The sequence below is a fragment of the Loktanella sp. IMCC34160 genome, from assembly GCF_004145845.1.
Lineage (GTDB): Bacteria > Pseudomonadota > Alphaproteobacteria > Rhodobacterales > Rhodobacteraceae > SELP01.
This window is the reverse complement of sequence record NZ_SELP01000007.1, coordinates 42,293-59,686: the sequence shown is the minus strand read 5'-3', so window position 1 is coordinate 59,686 and position 17,394 is coordinate 42,293. Positions and strand designations below refer to the sequence as shown.

The window sequence follows — 17,394 nt, the reverse complement described above, 5'->3', positions numbered from 1 at the left end:
TCATTTCGACGTTAGACCTGTCAGTATGACCGAACCTGATGAAATCGACCGGCAGCTTCTGGCCCTTCTTGGGGCCAATGCCCGGCTGCCCGTGGCCAAGATCGCGACGAAACTGGGCATCGCTCGGACCACGGCGCAGGCGCGGCTGGACCGGCTGGAACGGGCCGGGGTGATCGCGGGCTATACCGTGAAACTGACCGAGGCGGCAGAGCGGAACATGATCCGCGCCACGGTGCTGATCCACATGCGGCCCACGGCGCAGGCCGCCGTGCTGCGGGAACTGGGGCGGCTTGCGGCGGTCGAGCGGGTGCACACCACCTCTGGCCGGTTCGATCTGGCCTGCCAGCTGCGCACCGAAAGCACCATGGCGCTGGACGAGGCATTGGACCGGATCGGCGCGATCGACGGGGTTGAGGTGATGGAAAGCCTGATCCACCTCTCGACACGGATCGACCGGACCGTGTGACCGGGATGGTGGGTTGAAACCCACCTTACACCCCCACTCTCATTTTGCCCCAAATACTCCGGGGTGAATGGCCCGGCACGGGCCAGAGGGGCAGCGCCCCTGAAAAGTAAGGTGGGTTTCAACCCACCGCCCCCTTCCCGCTTCCCCTTGCCGCCAACATTCGCTAACAGACCCCGGACGCGAAACCTGCCGCGCGAAAGGGACGATCATGCCGATGGAAAAGACATTCAACGCCGCCGAGGCCGAGGCCCGCATCTACAAGATGTGGGAAGATGCTGGCGCGTTCAAAGCCGGGGCCAATGCCTCGCGCGATGACACCTTCACCATCATGATCCCGCCCCCCAACGTGACCGGCGCGCTGCATGTGGGCCATGCGTTCAACAATACGTTGCAGGACATTCTGGTTCGCTGGCACCGGATGCGCGGCTTTGACACCCTGTGGCAGCCGGGGCAGGACCACGCGGGCATCGCCACCCAGCTTCAGGTCGAAAAGAAGCTGAAGGCCGAAAGCAACCTGCGCCGCACCGACATGAGCCGCGAGGATTTCCTGGCCAAGGTCTGGGAATGGAAGGGCCAATACGGCAACACGATCATCGACCAGCTGAAACGGCTCGGGTCGTCCTGCGACTGGTCGCGTAACGCCTTCACCATGTCCGGCGCCCCCGGTGCCCCCAAGGCCGATGCACAGGGCAATTTCCACGACGCGGTGATCAAGGTTTTCGTCGATATGTACGAAAAGGGCCTGATCTATCGCGGCAAGCGGCTGGTGAACTGGGACCCGCATTTCGAGACCGCGATTTCCGACCTTGAGGTCGAGAATATCGAGGTTGACGGCCATATGTGGCACTTCAAATACCCGCTCGCCGGCGGCGCGACCTATACCTATGTCGAGAAGGACGAGGATGGGAACATCGTGCTGGAGGAAGAGCGCGATTACATCTCTATCGCCACCACGCGGCCCGAAACCATGCTGGGCGATGGTGCGGTAGCGGTTCATCCATCGGATGAACGTTATGCCCCAATCGTCGGGAAACTTTGTGAAATTCCCGTTGGTCCCAAGGAACACCGCCGGTTGATCCCGATCATCACCGATGAATATCCGGACAAGGATTTCGGGTCGGGCGCGGTGAAGATCACCGGCGCGCATGACTTCAACGACTATCAGGTGGCCAAGCGCGGCGGCATCCCGATGTATCGCCTGATGGACGTGAAGGGCGCGATGCGGGCCGATGGTGCGTCCTACGAGGAGTGCGCGAATACCGCCATGGCCGTGGCCAAGGGCGAGCGCACCCTGACTGAAGCCGAAGCCGACGCCATCAACCTTGTCCCCGATCACCTGCGCGGGCTGGACCGGTTCGAGGCGCGCGAAAAGGTGATTGCCGAGATCACCGCCGAGGGGCTGGCCGTGATGACCCGCGCCGACAACCCGGTTCTGGGCCGCAAGCTGGGCGAGGATGACGACCCGGCGGCGCTGGTCCCGCTGGTCGAGGCCAAGAAGATCATGCAGCCCTTTGGCGATCGTTCTAAGGTCGTGATCGAACCGATGCTGACCGACCAGTGGTTCGTCGACGCCGAAAAGGTCGTCGGCCCCGCGCTGGAGGCGGTCCGCAACGGCGATGTGAAGATCATGCCGGAGTCCGGCGAAAAGACTTATTACCACTGGCTGGAAAACATCGAGCCCTGGTGCATCTCGCGCCAGCTGTGGTGGGGACATCAGATTCCGGTTTGGTATGGGCCGAAAATTCACTATCAGGAACATGCTGACGGCACTCTGGACTTCACCATCGACTTCAATGAACTCACTTCATTTTGTGCGCCAACAGAAGACGAAGCTCTAGAAAAGGCCATGGACCATTACGGCATTATGGCCGTTGCATTCCCCGACGGTGACTCAGCAAAGCGTGCTGCTGAAGAGCCCAAACAGCTTATGGCCGCTCCAGTGTTCCGCGACCCCGACGTGCTCGACACCTGGTTCTCCTCCGGTCTCTGGCCCTTCGGCACCCTTGGCTGGCCGACCTGGGATGACAGCACGTCGAAATACTTCCCCACGGACGTTCTGATCACCGGGCAGGATATCCTGTTCTTCTGGGTCGCCCGGATGATGATGATGTCCCATGCGGTCATGGGCCAGAACCCGTTCCACACCGTCTATCTGCACCAACTTGTCCGCGACGAGAAGGGCAAGAAGATGTCGAAGACCACCGGCAATGTCATCGACCCGCTGGTGATCGTTGATGAATACGGGGCCGATGCGCTGCGCTTTACCAATGCCTCCATGGCGGCGATCGGCGGCGTGCTGAAACTGTCCGAGGACCGGATCAAGGGCTTCCGCAACTTCGGCACCAAACTGTGGAACGCCTGCCGCTTTGCCGAGATGAACGGAGCGACCCATTCGGATGGCCGCATCCCCACCCCCACCGCCACGGTGAACAAATGGATCGTGGGCGAGGTCGCCAAGACCCGCGAGGAGGTGGACGACGCCCTTGCCGCCTATCGCTTCAACGACGCAGCCAACGGGCTCTACGCCTTTGTCTGGGGCAAGGTCTGCGACTGGTATGTGGAGTTCTCCAAACCCCTGCTGCTGGACGGCGACGACGCCATGAAGGCCGAAACCCAGGCGACCATGGCCTGGGTTCTGGACCAGTGCCTGATCATGCTGCACCCGATCATGCCCTTCATCACCGAAGAGCTGTGGGGCCTCTTGGGTGACCGCCAGAAGATGTTGGTCCATGCCGATTGGCCGACCTTTGCTGCCGCCGATCTGGTGGATGCGGGCGCGGACGCGGAAATGAACTGGGCGATTTCGCTGATCGAAGGCATCCGCTCGGCCCGGGCGCAGATGAACGTGCCGGTGGGTCTGTATGTCCCCGTGGTGATGGAAGAGGCGGACGCGGCGGCCAAGGCGGCGCTGGCCAATAACGAGACGCTGATCAAGCGCCTTGCCCGTATTGGCGAGGTCACTGAAGGGACCGCGCCGAAAGGGTCGATCACCATCCCGACCGCCGGGGCCAGCTTTGCCCTGCCGCTTGCCGACATCATTGACGTGGAGGCCGAAAAGGCCCGTGTCGAAAAAGCCCTTGGCAAGTTGCAGAAGGAGTTGGGCGGGCTGCGGGGCCGTTTGAACAACCCAAAATTCGCCGCCTCCGCCCCCGAAGAAGTGGTTGAAGAGGCCCGCGCCAACCTTGCCCTGCGCGAAGAGGAAGAGGCGCAGCTGACCGCCGCGTTGGCGCGTCTGGCCGAGATCGGCTGAGGCCCGTCACCGGCCGATTGCCACATTGGCCCCGCGCCGTCCATTTGCTTGGGCGGCGCGTTCGTTTCCCCTGCGGACGACTTGTTCAGCGCTCCCTTCGGTGCGACACTTCAGCCGCATCAATCTGGGAAACGGCCCATGCCCCGGTGGCTCGACAAGATCGCGGAACGGCGGATGCTCAAGGCGCGGGCCGAGGGCAAGTTGCAGGGTCTGTCTTGCGAGGGCAAACCCCTGCCCCAGCGGCCCGGAGACGCCTTTGTCGACCCGGGCGAAGCGGTGGGGTTTCGGATCATGGCCGAGGCGGGCGCCCTGCCCGAAGAGATCACCATCAAGCGCCAGATCGAGGCGGTGAAGACCCGACTGGCCGGGTTGATTGACCCCGTGGACCGCAAGGCGGTGATGGCCGAGGTATCCCGGCTTCAGACGAAACTTGCCATGGCGGAAGAGGCCCGGCGCAAATTTTTGCGGGACTAGCAGAAAATGAACTTAGATAACGTGCAAAATACTGAAGTACTCTTTCAGCGCTTTCTGGGATGCGACGTCTCAACTCTGGTCGGAATATTCTTCATAGGCCCCGATGGCAAACTGGACAACGAAGCAATGTCAGTTGGCGTGGAAGTCAAAGGCCAAGCACTGACGACCTTGGCTTCAAATGATGTCGGTAGCTTCAAAGAGTGGCCAACAATTGACGAACTCATTCGTGTTCCTGAGATTGGAGCTTGGGTTTTGGGACCCTTAACACTGCACACAGGATTGGAAGACCTGCCGAAGACCAGAGTCGAGAAGATTTCTGTCGTGCGGGAGAAGTCTTGCCAAGAGGTGCGAATGCAAACTGAGTGCGGCGGGTTTCTGGCTGTCCGCTCTGAAGACGGGTTCTGCTTTCTGCGTTGGGCCAAACCTTGAACACAGTTATTTCGCCCCGCCGCCCGTAAGGTGGGTCTTGACCCACCACTACGGCACGACCCGGTCCACCGCCCGCATCATCCCCAGCCCCTTGTCAAAGACGAGCGTCAGGATGCGCCGCCCACCAGTCCGGGCCGCGATCTGCGGCAGGGCGCGGGCACCCGCGGCGGCGGCGGCAGTCAGGATGAACCCGCGTCGGGTCAGTTTGGTCATGGGCAATCTCCCTTCTGATCCAACCTATGTGCGCCCATCCTGCCGCCAACCCCTTGCACAGGGGGGAATTTCGGCGCTTATCTTCCCCCATGACAGATGATCCGCGCCTGACCCCGCTGGCCCAGAGCCTTCCCGCCACCGTCCCCTTTGTCGGGCCAGAGGCGCAGGAGCGCGCGCGGGGCCGTCCCTTTGCCGCCCGTCTTGGAGCGAACGAAAGCCTGTTTGGCCCGTCGCCCCGCGCCATCGCCGCAATGGAACGGGCCGCGTCCGAGGTCTGGATGTATGGCGATCCCGAAAGCCACGACCTTCGGGCGGCCATTTCGGCGGCACTTGGCGTGCCCGCCACCAATCTCGCCATTGGCGAAGGGATCGACGGGTTGTTGGGGCTTGTGGTGCGCCTGTTCGTCGGGCCGGGAGATGCGGTTGTCACCTCGGCCGGAGCCTATCCGACCTTCAACTATCACGTTGCCGGATTTGGTGGGGCGCTGCACACCGTCCCCTATACCGGCGACCATGAAGACCCTGACCGGCTGATCGCCAAGGCGCGCGAGGTGGGGGCAAAGCTGATCTATATCGCCAACCCCGACAACCCCATGGGCACTTGGCACCGGGCCGCGACCATCGAAAAGATGATCGGTCAGGTGCCCGACGGCTGCCTGCTTGTGCTGGACGAGGCCTATGTCGAGTTTGCCCCGGCCGAGGCTGTGCCCGCGACCGACCCGGACGACCCCCGCGTCATCCGGATGCGGACCTTTTCCAAGGCGCATGGCATGGCAGGGGCGCGGGTCGGCTATGCCATTGCTGCTGCGGATGTGATCACCGCCTTCAACAAGGTGCGCAACCATTTCGGCATGTGCCGGATCAGCCAGGCCGGGGCACTGGCCGCCATTCAGGATGGCGACTGGCTTGCCCATATCCGGGCTACGGTCGGGGCCGCGCGAGACCGGATCGCGGCGATTGCCGCCGACAACGGGCTGCGGGCTGTCCCGTCGGCCACCAATTTCGTTGCCATCGACTGCGGCGCGGATGGCGATTTCGCCCGCGCGGTCCTGTCGGGGCTGGCGACGCGGGACATTTTCGTGCGGATGCCCTTCGTCGCGCCGCAGGATCGCTGCATCCGGGTCAGCGTGGGCCGTGCCGAAGACATCGACGCCTTTGCCGCCGCCCTGCCCGGCGCGCTGGCCGACGCACGGAAACGTTAACCGCAAACTGGGACGGGATTGCTAAACTGGCCAGAGGAAAGGACCCCGACGATGCCAAAGCCGCATATCCCCCGCCCGGTCGAGAATTACACCAACGCCTTCCTGACCATGTGTTGGGTGATCCTGTTCATGGGGCTTTGGGTGATCCACGCGGTGGCCGGGGCGATCTGGGTGGCGATCACCGCAGCGGCGGTGGACCGGACCATCACCCTGATCGGACGGCTGCGGGGTTAGGTGGGTCAAGACCCACCTTACGGGGTCAGCGCGGGGCGTAAGTAAGGTGGGTTTCAACCCACCGTCCCGGCGATGACCCGCGTTGCGGCCTCGACCGCGCCCGGTCCATGCGCAATGTCCAGCGCCTTCAGTCCCGCATCAATGGTGCCGATGACCCCAAGGATCATATGGGCGTTCACATGCCCCATATGCCCGATCCGGAACCATGCATCCTCTGGCACCCGGCCCAGCCCAATACCCAGGGTCAATCCGGCCTGAAATTCGCACCAGTGCCGCAGCCGGTCCGCATCGGGGCTGTCCATCCCGACCGAGGTCACGGCATGGGACCGGTGCACCGGGTCGGCGACATTGAGGCGCAGCGCCCCACCCTGCCCCCAGACCTCGCAGGCGGCCCAGATGGCGCGGGCCAGGGTTTCGTGCCGGGTCCAGACATTTTCCAGCCCCTCCTCAGCAATCATGTCCAGCGCCTCGCGCAGGCCATAGAGGTGATGGGTCGGGGCGGTTCCATCGAAATACTGGTAATACATCTCGGGCTTCGCCCGTGGCCGCCAATCCCAGTAGCGGCTGGCAAGGTCCGCATCCTCGCGCCAGCGGTCGGCCTTGTCGTTGAACCAGGCGAACCCGATCCCCGGCGGGGTCATCAGCCCCTTTTGCGAGGCGGCGATGGTCACATCCGCGCCCCAGGCATCCATCTCGTAGCGGTCACATCCCATCGAGGCGATGCAATCCACCATCAAAAGCGCCCCGTGCCCGACGGCGTCCAGCAGGTCCCGCACCGCCCGCACATCGTTGCGGATCGACGACGACGTATCGACATGGCACATCAGCACTGCGCGGATCTTCTGCCCGGTGTCGGCGCGCAACGCGGTTTCGATCTGGTCGAAGTCAAAGGCGGATCGCTCGCCGAAATGCATCAGCTCAACATCCAGATGCAGCCCGGCGGCCATTTCCGACCAGCCGATCCCGAACCGGCCCGAGGACAGCACCAGCACCTTGTCGCCGCGCGAACAGGTGTTGCACAGGGCCGCCTCCCACAATCCGTGACCGTTTGCGATATAGATCGTGGCGTTGCCATCAGTCCGGGCCACGGCCTTCAGGTCGGGGATCAGGCTGTGGGTCAGGTCGTGCAGCTCCCCGGTATAGATGTTCGGCGCGGGCCGATGCATGGCCCGCAACACCCGGTCGGGAATCACGGACGGGCCGGGAATGGCAAGATAGGACAGACCGTTGGCCAAGGACATGGAACACCCCGCAGAACCGATATGAGTCGGCCAGACCCTAGTGCCCCAAATGCCGAAGGTGTAGTCAGAAAAGCCCCTGCCCCGGCACAGCGATCAAGCCTACCCAGAGAGGCCACAACGTATTATCATTGCGGGCAAAACAGCACGCGGGCAGCATGACGGCACTTTCGCAATACGAACGTCTGGAATCGACCGGCCTTTGGCGCGCCGCGCCCGGGGAACAGCGGCGCGAGGTCACGGTGTCCTTTGGCGATGCGACGCTGGTGATTGCCGATAGTGCGGGCCGGCCGCTGACCCATTGGTCGCTTGCCGCCATTGAACGGGTCAACCCCGGCCAGCGCCCGGCGGTCTTTGCCCCTGATGCGGAACGGAGTGAAACGCTTGAGGTCGAGGACGACATCATGATCGGCGCGGTGGAAACCGTGCGCAAGACCATCGCCCGGCGACGGCCCCGTCCCGGCAGGTTGCGCTGGTTGGGTCTGGCGATGTCGGTGGCGGGGGTGGCCGCCCTTGGGTTCCTGTGGCTGCCCGATGCGCTGCGGAACCATACGCTGGGCGTTGTTCCGCCCGCCAAGCGCAGCGAGATCGGCGCGACCCTTCTGGGCCATATGCAACGCCTGACCGGCCCCAGTTGCCGCGACGCGGTGGGCACGGCGGCGCTGACGCGTCTGCGCGCCCGGGTTCTGGGGTCCGGCAGCCAAATCCAGCTTATGGTCGTTCCCGGCGGCGTGCCCACATCGCGCAGCCTGCCCGGCGGGATTACCCTGCTCAATCGCGGATTGGTCGAGGACTACGAGGATCCGGCTGTGGTTGCGGGCTATGTTCTGGCCGAATTGGCGAACAACCTGTCATCCGACCCGCTTGACCCCTTGCTGAAGGCGGCGGGCCTGCGGGCCACGATCACCCTGCTGACAACTGGCGACCTGCCGCCCGAGGTTCTGCGCAGCTATGCCGAAACCCTGGTCAGCACCCCCCCGGCACAGCCCGACACCGACGCCTTGATCGCGCAGTTTGCACGGGCCGAAATCGCCGCCAGTCCCTTTGCCTATGCCGTTGATATCACCGGGGAAACCACGCTTGATCTGATCGAGGCGGACCCGATGGCGGGCAGCACCGCACCGCCGATCCTGTCGGACCGGGATTGGGTCGCGCTTCAGGGGATCTGTGGCGGCTGACAGGTGCCCAAGAAAAGGCCCCGCATAACCAGCGCGAGGCCCTTTCCCGGGAGAACCGGTTAGCGACGCAGGAACGCGTCGGAATATCCCGCACCCCGGACCGCCGAAAGGGCCGATCCAAGCGCGGATTGCGAGGCGAAGGGCCCCGCGACAATGACAGTCAGGTTCTGACCATTGCGGGTCACTGTGCCCCGACGGGCGGGCAGGCCCAACGCGATCAACCGCTGTGCGGCGGCTTCGGCGTTGGCGGGATTGGCAAAGGTGCCGACCTGAACATAGCGGTGGCTGGCCGCGACCTGCGGTTGCTGCTGGTCCGGTGCGGCTTGGGTCGGGGCCACGGCCCGGGCAGAGCTGTGCACGTTGCGCACCAGTTGCGGGCCGCGGTTCGGGTTCAAACGCCCGTCATCCCACGCGGCTTCATAGCCTTCCGGCGGGGTTGCCCGGTGCGGCGTGGCGGCGGGCGGGTTTGACAGCGGCGGCGGGGCCAACCATCCGCCGACCTGTGTGCGGTTCGAACGGTGGGTCTGCGGGGTCGTCATCGGCGCGGCGCGGCTGACAGTGCCCGACGGCGATTGCGTTTGCGGGCCGCAGCGAACGCCCTGCCCTGACAGATAGCGCGCGCTGACAGGGCTGAGGTCCGGGCAGGACGTCGCCACCGGGGCGGCAACCGGCGCAACAGGCGCAGAGGCAACCGCGACAGGGGCCGACGGGGCGGCGGGTGACGCCGGGGACATCGGGGCCGCGGGCCGGGCAATGGCCGCGGGAACCGCCGCGGCCACGGTCGTGCTGACCGGTTGAGTCTGCGGGCCGCAACGGACGGGCAGCCCGGTTCGGGCGTTGATATAGCGGCGGCCGGTGACGCTGATGTCCGTGCAGATCTCTGCCATGGTCATGCGACGGGGTTCCGGGCTGGCCGCAGGGGTCGTCGGGGCGGCTGTCGGGATCGGCGCGGCGCTGGCCAGAACCGGGGCCGGACCACAGTCGATCGGCCGACCGGTCCGCGCACTGACATAGCGCGGCTGAACACCGAACTTGCCCTCGCAGGCTTCGGCGCGGGTAATCCGGCGCGGCTCGGGCTGCTCTACGACTGCCGGGCTGGGTGTTGGCGCAGGGGCCGTTGCCCGGACCGGGGTCGGGGTTCCGGGAGGCGGCGCAATCTGCGGGGTGGTGGCCCGGACGGTCGGCGGCGTTGTCACCGAGGCCACGGTTTCCATCGGTGCCGGACCTTCGGGTCGCGACGGCGCCGCGGCGACGTTTTCGGGTTGCGCCATCTGGATGATCGGGCCGGCAGGTGCGGCGGCCGCCGGGGCACCGGCCACCTGTGTCGGTGAATAGCCGCACAGCTGCCGGCGGTTCCGGTCGACGCGCGGCACCCAGGTGGTCACGCCGCCGATGCCCGCGCGAATAAAGATACAGCCGGCGCTGTCTACATATTGTGTCCCGGTGTAGCTGGCCGGGGGAAGCTCAGCAGGCGCGCCCTGCGCAAATGCGGGCCCATTCACCAAAACCGCGATCATGGCAGCAGATGCAACGCGAGACAGCACAATCATTCCCCCGAACAGAATTTGTCGAAGAATGCATGACAATCAGGCGTGTGTAAAGGAGATTACCCCCCTATTTCGTACCAAACATGCGGTCGCCCGCATCACCTAGTCCAGGGACAATATATCCATGGTCGTTCAGGTGATCGTCTACAGATGCTGTGACGATCGGCACGTCGGGATGGGCCTCTTTCATGCGGGCAATGCCCTCGGGCGCGGCCAGCAGGCACAGGAAGATCAGGTTCTTCGCCCCCGCCTCTTTCAACATGTCGATGGCGGCGGCAGAGGAATTCCCGGTGGCCAGCATCGGGTCGACCACGATGGTCAGACGGTCCTCCAGCTCTGCCGGGACCTTGAAGTAATACTTCACCGGCTGAAGCGTCTCTTCATCCCGGTAAAGACCCACAAAGCCGACCCGCGCGTTGGGGATCAGGTCCAGAATCCCGTCAAGCAGCCCGTTGCCCGCCCGCAGGATCGACACCAGCGCCAGCTTCTTGCCGTCGATGATGGGGGCCTCCATCGGGCACAGGGGGGTCTCGATCGTCTTGGTGGTCATCGGCAGGTTGCGCGTGACCTCATAGGCCAACAGGTGGCTGATTTCATGCAGAAGCTGCCGGAACGACTTGGTCGATGTGTCCTTCTCCCGCATCAGGGTCAGCTTGTGCTGGACCAGCGGGTGGTTCACGACGGTCAGATGTTGGGTCATTGGGCGGCCTCCAGACGTTTGGCGATCTTGTCCTTGGTTGCGTCATCGCAGAAGGCCGCGTCAAGCGCGGTCTGGTTCAGGGCGCGCAATTCCTCTTCCTCCCAGCCGAAAACCTTGGCCAGCATGTTGAATTCGTCGGTCATCGTGGTCTTGAAGAAGGGCGGATCGTCGGTGGACACGGTGACATTCACCCCGCGTTCGCGCAGGCGGGCGATGGGGTGGTCCTTCCACGATTTCACGGCCCCCAAGAACACGTTGGACCCCGGGCAAACCTCAAGCGTGATGCCCGCCTCTGCGATCTGATCGACAAGGGCAAGGTCGTGGATCGCGTTGATCCCGTGGCCGATCCGTTCCACCCGCAGGTCGCGGATCGTGTCGGCCACCATATCCGGCCCGCCCCATTCCCCGGCATGACAGGTCAGGCGCAGCCCGGCCTCGCGCGCCATGTCGAAGCTGTAGGTGAAATCACCGGGGCGGCCCATCATCTCGGCCCCGGCCATACCGAACCCTGTGATGAAATCGCCCTTGGTCTCGGCGGCACAGAGGGCGGCGGTTTTGGCCTGCTCCGCCCCGAAATGGCGAATGCAGGTGATGATCCCCCTCAGCGTGATGCCCATCTTCGCCTCGGCCTCGGCGGCGGCGTCCTCTATCGCGGCAAGATAGTCGCGCCAGGCGACCAGATCACCGCCGCCGCAGAAATCTGGCGACAAGAAGGTTTCGGAATAGACCACGCCGTTTGCGGCGCTTTCCTCCAGCACGGCAAGGGTCAGACGGCGGAAATCCTCGGGGCCTTGCAGTGTTGTGCAGGCGGCCTCGTAGACCTGAAGGAAGTGGTCGAAATCGCGGTAGGCATAGCTGCCGTCTTCATTGAATATCTTGCTGATATCAATGTTCTTTTCCTTTGCGAGCCCACGAATGAAGGCGGGCGGGGCGCCCCCTTCGAGGTGCAGGTGCAATTCGACCTTTGGCAGGGATTTGTAACTCATAGAAAACTCCGTCCGGGGCCTTGGGCGGGCACGCCCAGATGGGCGGCCACGCTTGCGGCGATGTCTGTGAAGGCCAGTTGGCCAAGGGCGCGCGCCCCGATCCCGTGGACCAGCACGGGCACCTGTTCGCGGGTGTGGTCGGTGCCAACCCAGGTCGGGTCGTTGCCATGATCGGCGGTGACGATCAGCAGGTCACCGTCCCGCAGGCGGGGCAGGATTGCAGATAGTTCAGCATTAAACCATTCAAGGTGTCGGGCATAACCTGACACGTCGCGCCGGTGTCCGTATTCGCTGTCGAACTCGACGAAATTGGCAAAGATCAGCGCGCCATCGGCGGCCTCTTCCACCAGATCGGACAGGTGATCCATCAGCTCAGCATCGCGGCCCTTGCGGACCTCGTCGATCCCGCGCATCGAAAATATGTCACCGATCTTACCGATCGCATGGACCGGATGCCCCGCACCCTGCACCCAGTCGCACAGCGTCGTCGCGGGCGGCGCGATGGCGATGTCCTTGCGGTTGGCGGTGCGGGTAAACCCCTCTTCCACAGAGCCGACAAAGGGGCGGGCAATGACGCGCCCGACCTTCATTCCGTGCAGAAGCGGCGCGACGGACTTGCACAAATCATACAATTTCTGCAGCCCAAAGGCCGTTTCATGGGCCGCAATTTGCAGAACACTGTCAGCGGAGGTGTAACAGATTGGCCAGCCGGTCCGCAGGTGTTCGGCCCCGAACTCGGCGATGACCTGCGTGCCGGACGCATGACAATTGGCAAGAATTCCTTCGGTGCCGGCGGCCGTGCACAGGGCCTCGGTCACCTCTTCGGGGAAGGCCGGATGTGTATCGGGGAAGGTGTGCCAGTCCCACGGCACCGGCACACCAGCCAGTTCCCAGTGGCCCGAGGGCGTGTCCTTTCCGCGCGAAACTTCCCGCGCGACGCCCCAGGCGCCGGTTGGCTCGGCCCCCAACCCCGGCGTGTCGATTTCGGTTGAGGCGCGGACGGCCGCGCCCAGCCCCAATGCGTCCAGCGTGCCGACAGACAACGGGCCGCTGCGCCCCTCCTCTGCCCGCCCGTTCGCGCAGGCCTGCACGATATGGCCAACGGTATTCGCCCCCGTATCCGGCACATCGCCGTTGAAATAGCTGTCGGCGTCCGGCGCGCCGCCGATCCCGACACTGTCGATCACCACAAGAAACGCGCGCGGCATCAGTCGATCCTTTCGTGAACCAAGGGGAAGGCCTCTGGCGCGTCGCCGATCCTGATCGCGGCGATGACGGCCTTTGCCGCAGCCTCGGCCCCGGCCTCGGTCCGGGCATGGATAGTGCACAGGGGATCGCCCTTCGCCACCTTCACGCCGCGCCCCACCACATCGGTCAGGCCAACCGCCGGGTCGATCCGGTCGGTTTCAACCCGGCGCCCACCGCCCAGATCGACAACCGCAAGACCCAAGGCTTCGCCATTGATTTCATTTATATATCCATCTCGTGGCGCAGGCACGTCACCGATCACGGGTGCCTTGGGCAGATGGGTCATCCAGTCCTTTTCCATGTCCGGCGGGCCGCCCAGTTCGGCCACCATGGCCGCGAAATGGGTCATCGCACGGCCCGAGGAAATCGCCTCGGCCATCTTTTCTTCCGCCTCGCCTTCCTCTTCGCCCACAAGGGCCAGAAGGCGCCCGCCCAAGGAAACCGTCAGGTCATGCAGACGCGGGGCGGCGGCGCGGTTTCCGGCCATCACCTCCATGCAAATCGCGACCTCGAGCGCGTTGCCAAGGACCGGGGCCAGCGGTTCGTTCATATCGGTGATCAGCGCGGCGGTCGCGCAGCCCGCCCCGTTGGCGGTGTCCACGATCGACCGGGCCAACGCACGGGCATCATCGGCCGTTTTCATGAAGGCACCCGTGCCGACCTTGACGTCCATGACCAGTGCTTCCAGCCCGGCAGACAGTTTCTTGGACAGAATCGATGCGGTGATCAGGTCGATGGATTCGACAGTCGCTGTTACGTCGCGAATGGCATAAAGCCGCCTGTCCGCCGGGGCGATCCGTCCGGTTGCCCCGACCACGGCGCAGCCCACCTTGCGGACGAGCGGCCGCAGCTTGTCTTCCTCGATCTGGGCCACGACGCCGGGGATCGCCTCCATCTTGTCCAATGTGCCGCCGGTGTGGCCCAGCCCCCGGCCCGAGATCATCGGCACGAAGGCACCGCAGGCCGCCAGCGCGGGCGCAAGGATCAGCGACACGCAATCGCCCACCCCGCCGGTTGAATGTTTGTCGACCACCGGGCCGGGCATGTCCCAGCGCAGCACATCGCCGCTGTCACGCATGGCGCGGGTCAGGTTCACCCTGCCCTCGGCGCCGATCCCGTTCAAAAGCACCGCCATGGCAAAGGCCCCGGCCTGCGCGTCCGACACGGCTCCGCTGGCCAACCCGTTGGCGAACCATTGCAATTCCTCGGCGGTCGGGATGTCGCGGTTGCGCAGCTTGGCGATGATTGCGCGGGCGTCCATCGTCAACTCCGCACCATGTAGTCTTCGGTAAAGACGCCCGGCAGAAGGTCGCCGATGGTGGTTTCCAGTGTCGTGCCATCCATTGTGGCCAGCGTCACCTTGACCCCGGGCTTCCCGAATTCGGCCAGCTTCTGGCGGCAGCCGCCACAGGGCGACACGGGGATCGGGCTGTCGGCGATCACCGCGACTTCGGCTATCGCGGTCTCTCCAGCGGCGATCATCGCGGCGATCGCGCCCGCCTCGGCACAGGTGCCTTCGGGATAGGCCACGTTTTCCACGTTGCAGCCCTGATGCACCGCGCCGCCCTGCCCAAGGATGGCCGCCCCGACCTTGAAATTCGAATAGGGCGCATAGGCCCGTTCGCGCACATCGCGCGCCGCATCGACAAGGGACATCTGGCACCTCTTTTTTTGACCAAGTATTCAAAAAACCACAAGGCCTGTCCGGGCGCAAGGGTTTATGCAGCTTCCTGCCCCGCGATATCATTTGCAAGTTTCACCTTAAGCTGTGTATTGGAAAGGCCCCCTTCCCCGGCGGAAGGCAAAATGGTTTAAAGTTAAACCATACAAGATACAGGAGGCCCCCGCATGTCCGACGACAATCGCGAAGCCCTGCGCCGCGCCGCGCTGGAATACCATCAGTTCCCGAAGCCCGGCAAACTGGAGATCCGCGCGACCAAGCCACTGGCCAACGGCCGCGACCTGTCCCGCGCCTATTCGCCCGGCGTGGCCGAGGCCTGTCTTGAGATCAAGGCAAACCCCGACACCGCCCGCGATTATACCGCGCGCGGCAATCTTGTAGCGGTGGTCACGAACGGCACCGCAGTTCTGGGGCTGGGCAATATCGGTGGGCTGGCGTCGAAACCGGTGATGGAAGGCAAAGCCGTCCTGTTCAAGAAATTCGCCAATATCGACTGTTTCGACATCGAGTTGAACGAACCGGACCCGGAGAAGCTTGCCGATATCGTCTGCGCGCTGGAGCCGACCTTTGGCGCGATCAACCTTGAGGACATCAAGGCCCCCGATTGTTTCATCGTCGAAAAGATCTGCCGCGAGCGAATGAACATCCCGGTCTTCCATGACGACCAGCATGGCACCGCCATTGTCGTCGGCGCGGCAGCGACCAACGCCCTTCAGGTCGCTGGCAAGCGGTTCGAGGATATCAAGGTCGTCAGCACCGGCGGCGGCGCGGCAGGTATCGCCTGTCTGAATATGTTGCTGAAACTGGGCGTGAAGCGTGAAAACGTCTGGCTCTGCGATATCGAAGGGCTGGTCTACAACGGTCGCGAGAAGGAAATGACCCCGCAAAAGGCCGCTTTTGCCCAAGGCGACAGCCCGGCCACGCTGGCCGATGTAATCGACGGCGCGGATCTGTTCCTTGGCCTGTCCGGCCCCGGCGTCCTGAAGCCCGAGATGGTCGCGAAGATGGCCAAGGGTCCGATCATCTTTGCCCTTGCCAACCCGACCCCGGAAATCCAGCCGGACGAGGCCCGCGCCGTGGCCCCCGATGCGATCATCGCAACGGGCCGCAGCGACTACCCCAATCAGGTCAACAACGTGCTGTGCTTCCCCTTCATCTTCCGGGGTGCGCTGGACGTGGGCGCGACCGAGATCAATGACCAGATGCAGGTGGCCTGTGTCGAAGGCATCGCCGCCCTTGCCCGCGCCACCACCAGCGCCGAGGCCGCAGCCGCCTACCGCGGGGAAAAGCTGACCTTTGGGGCCGACTACCTGATCCCCAAACCGTTCGACCCGCGCCTGATGGGGGTCGTTGCCAGCGCCGTGGCGAAGGCCGCGATGGAAACCGGCGTCGCCCAGCGCCCGCTGGACGATCTGGCCGCCTACAAGCGCAAGCTGGACGCCTCGGTCTTCAAGTCCGCGTTTATCATGCGCCCGGTGTTCGAAGCCGCCCGCAGCGCCGAACGCAAGATCGTCTATGCCGAGGGCGAGGACGAGCGGGTGCTGCGCGCTGCACAGGCCGTGATGGAGGAAACCACTGACACCCCGATCCTGATCGGCCGCCCCGAAGTGATCGAACGGCGGTGCGAACGGGCGGGCCTCAAGATCCGCCCACTGACCGATTTCGAGATCGTGAACCCCGAAAACGACCCGCGCTACCGCGACTACTGGGGCACCTATCACGAATTGATGGCCCGTCAGGGCGTGACCCCGGACCTTGCCAAGGCGATCATGCGCACCAATTCCACCGCGATTGCGGCGGTCATGGTCCACCGGGGCGAGGCCGACAGCATGATCTGCGGCACCTTCGGCCAGTTCCTGTGGCACCTGAACTATGTCCAGCAGATCCTTGGGCGTGGCGGGCTGCATCCCGTCGGGGCGCTGTCGCTGATGATCCTTGAGGATGGGCCACTGTTCGTGGCCGATACGCAGGTGCACCCGAACCCGACCCCGGAACAGATTGCCGAGACGGTGATCGGCTGCGCCCGCCATGTGCGCCGCTTTGGCGTGACGCCCAATATCGCGCTTTGTTCCCATTCCCAGTTCGGCAACCTGGACTGCGACACCGGCAACCGGATGCGGGCCGCCATCGACATCCTGGACAGCCAGCCCCGCGATTTCTGCTACGAGGGCGAAATGCATGTCGATGCCGCGCTGGACATGGACCTGCGCGACCGCATCTTCCCCGGCAGCCGGATGAAGGGCGCGGCCAATGTGCTGGTCTTCGCCAATACCGATGCGGCCTCGGGCGTGCGCAATATCCTCAAGATGAAGGGCGGCGGGCTAGAGGTCGGGCCGATCCTGATGGGCATGGGCAACCGGGCGCATATCGTCACCCCGTCGATCACCCCGCGCGGGCTGTTGAACATGTCCGCGCTCGCCGGGACGCCGGTGACGCTCTACAGCTGATCGCGACTCGGGTTTCGCAAACGTAGATTTGCAGATTTGCAGAACGCGCATCGCGGGCTGCAAATCCTGCCCGTCCGCAACGGGTTTGCAAAAGTTTGCAG

At 64.3% G+C, this 17,394-nt stretch carries 16 protein-coding genes; 8 read left to right on the top strand and 8 right to left on the bottom strand.

The features are described 5' to 3' along the window. Nucleotides 1-25 precede the first annotated feature (25 nt). From EU803_RS16180 to EU803_RS16165, 4 genes are all read left to right on the top strand, one after another. Nucleotides 26-466 carry an Lrp/AsnC family transcriptional regulator gene (locus EU803_RS16180; protein ID WP_129684751.1) on the top strand — a complete coding sequence of 147 codons (441 nt, stop codon included), beginning with the start codon at nt 26-28 and terminating at the stop codon, nt 464-466. A 208-nt stretch (nt 467-674) separates the two neighbouring features. Continuing rightward, on the top strand, nt 675-3,716 hold the full coding sequence (locus EU803_RS16175) for a valine--tRNA ligase (protein ID WP_129684749.1): 3,042 nt from the start codon (nt 675-677) through the stop codon (nt 3,714-3,716). Between the two features lie 138 nt (nt 3,717-3,854). Next, on the top strand, nt 3,855-4,190 hold the full coding sequence (locus EU803_RS16170; protein WP_129684747.1) for a DUF1992 domain-containing protein: 336 nt from the start codon (nt 3,855-3,857) through the stop codon (nt 4,188-4,190). A gap of 6 nt (nt 4,191-4,196) precedes the next feature. Beyond that, entirely contained in the window at nt 4,197-4,619 is a 423-nt protein-coding gene (locus EU803_RS16165; protein WP_129684745.1) for a hypothetical protein, read from the top strand. A gap of 48 nt (nt 4,620-4,667) precedes the next feature. Here the strand turns inward: EU803_RS16165 and EU803_RS16160 are convergent, their stop codons facing one another. Next, nucleotides 4,668-4,832, bottom strand: coding sequence for a Tat pathway signal protein (locus tag EU803_RS16160; protein ID WP_129684743.1), 165 nt, complete (start codon nt 4,830-4,832; stop codon nt 4,668-4,670). An 89-nt stretch (nt 4,833-4,921) separates the two neighbouring features. Between EU803_RS16160 and EU803_RS16155 the strand changes: the two genes are divergently transcribed. Continuing rightward, nucleotides 4,922-6,034, top strand: a complete 1,113-nt coding sequence (locus tag EU803_RS16155; protein ID WP_129684741.1) for a pyridoxal phosphate-dependent aminotransferase — start codon at nt 4,922-4,924, stop codon at nt 6,032-6,034. A 51-nt stretch (nt 6,035-6,085) separates the two neighbouring features. Continuing rightward, on the top strand, nt 6,086-6,268 hold the full coding sequence (locus tag EU803_RS16150) for a hypothetical protein (protein ID WP_129684739.1): 183 nt from the start codon (nt 6,086-6,088) through the stop codon (nt 6,266-6,268). 53 nt (nt 6,269-6,321) lie between these two features. Here the strand turns inward: EU803_RS16150 and EU803_RS16145 are convergent, their stop codons facing one another. Beyond that, complete coding sequence (locus EU803_RS16145) at nt 6,322-7,509, bottom strand: aminotransferase class V-fold PLP-dependent enzyme (RefSeq protein WP_129684737.1); 1,188 nt, start codon at nt 7,507-7,509, stop codon at nt 6,322-6,324. 155 nt (nt 7,510-7,664) lie between these two features. Here EU803_RS16145 and EU803_RS16140 point away from each other — a divergent pair, with 155 nt between their 5' ends. Further along, complete coding sequence (locus EU803_RS16140) at nt 7,665-8,684, top strand: hypothetical protein (protein WP_129684736.1); 1,020 nt, start codon at nt 7,665-7,667, stop codon at nt 8,682-8,684. 59 nt (nt 8,685-8,743) lie between these two features. Here EU803_RS16140 and EU803_RS16135 read toward each other — a convergent pair whose 3' ends face one another. The 6 genes from EU803_RS16135 to EU803_RS16110 form a co-directional block, all read right to left on the bottom strand. Then, nucleotides 8,744-10,201, bottom strand: coding sequence for an SPOR domain-containing protein (locus EU803_RS16135; RefSeq protein ID WP_129684734.1), 1,458 nt, complete (start codon nt 10,199-10,201; stop codon nt 8,744-8,746). Between the two features lie 97 nt (nt 10,202-10,298). Further along, nucleotides 10,299-10,931 (bottom strand): uracil phosphoribosyltransferase, encoded by a 633-nt coding sequence (upp, locus tag EU803_RS16130; RefSeq protein WP_129684732.1) that lies wholly within the window; start codon nt 10,929-10,931, stop codon nt 10,299-10,301. Then, on the bottom strand, nt 10,928-11,917 hold the full coding sequence (locus EU803_RS16125; protein ID WP_129684730.1) for an adenosine deaminase: 990 nt from the start codon (nt 11,915-11,917) through the stop codon (nt 10,928-10,930). The genes upp and EU803_RS16125 overlap by 4 nt, the downstream gene beginning before the upstream one ends. Beyond that, nucleotides 11,914-13,125 carry a phosphopentomutase gene (locus tag EU803_RS16120; protein ID WP_129684728.1) on the bottom strand — a complete coding sequence of 404 codons (1,212 nt, stop codon included), beginning with the start codon at nt 13,123-13,125 and terminating at the stop codon, nt 11,914-11,916. Before EU803_RS16120 ends, EU803_RS16125 begins: the two co-directional genes overlap by 4 nt. Further along, the gene (locus tag EU803_RS16115; RefSeq protein WP_129684726.1) at nt 13,125-14,426 is read right to left on the bottom strand and encodes a thymidine phosphorylase; all 1,302 of its coding nucleotides are present in this window, start codon (nt 14,424-14,426) and stop codon (nt 13,125-13,127) included. Before EU803_RS16115 ends, EU803_RS16120 begins: the two co-directional genes overlap by 1 nt. Before the next feature lie 2 nt (nt 14,427-14,428). Beyond that, on the bottom strand, nt 14,429-14,821 hold the full coding sequence (locus EU803_RS16110; protein WP_129684724.1) for a cytidine deaminase: 393 nt from the start codon (nt 14,819-14,821) through the stop codon (nt 14,429-14,431). A gap of 192 nt (nt 14,822-15,013) precedes the next feature. Between EU803_RS16110 and EU803_RS16105 the strand changes: the two genes are divergently transcribed. Further along, nucleotides 15,014-17,293 (top strand): NADP-dependent malic enzyme, encoded by a 2,280-nt coding sequence (locus EU803_RS16105; protein WP_129684722.1) that lies wholly within the window; start codon nt 15,014-15,016, stop codon nt 17,291-17,293. The last annotated feature ends 101 nt before the right edge of the window (nt 17,294-17,394 follow it).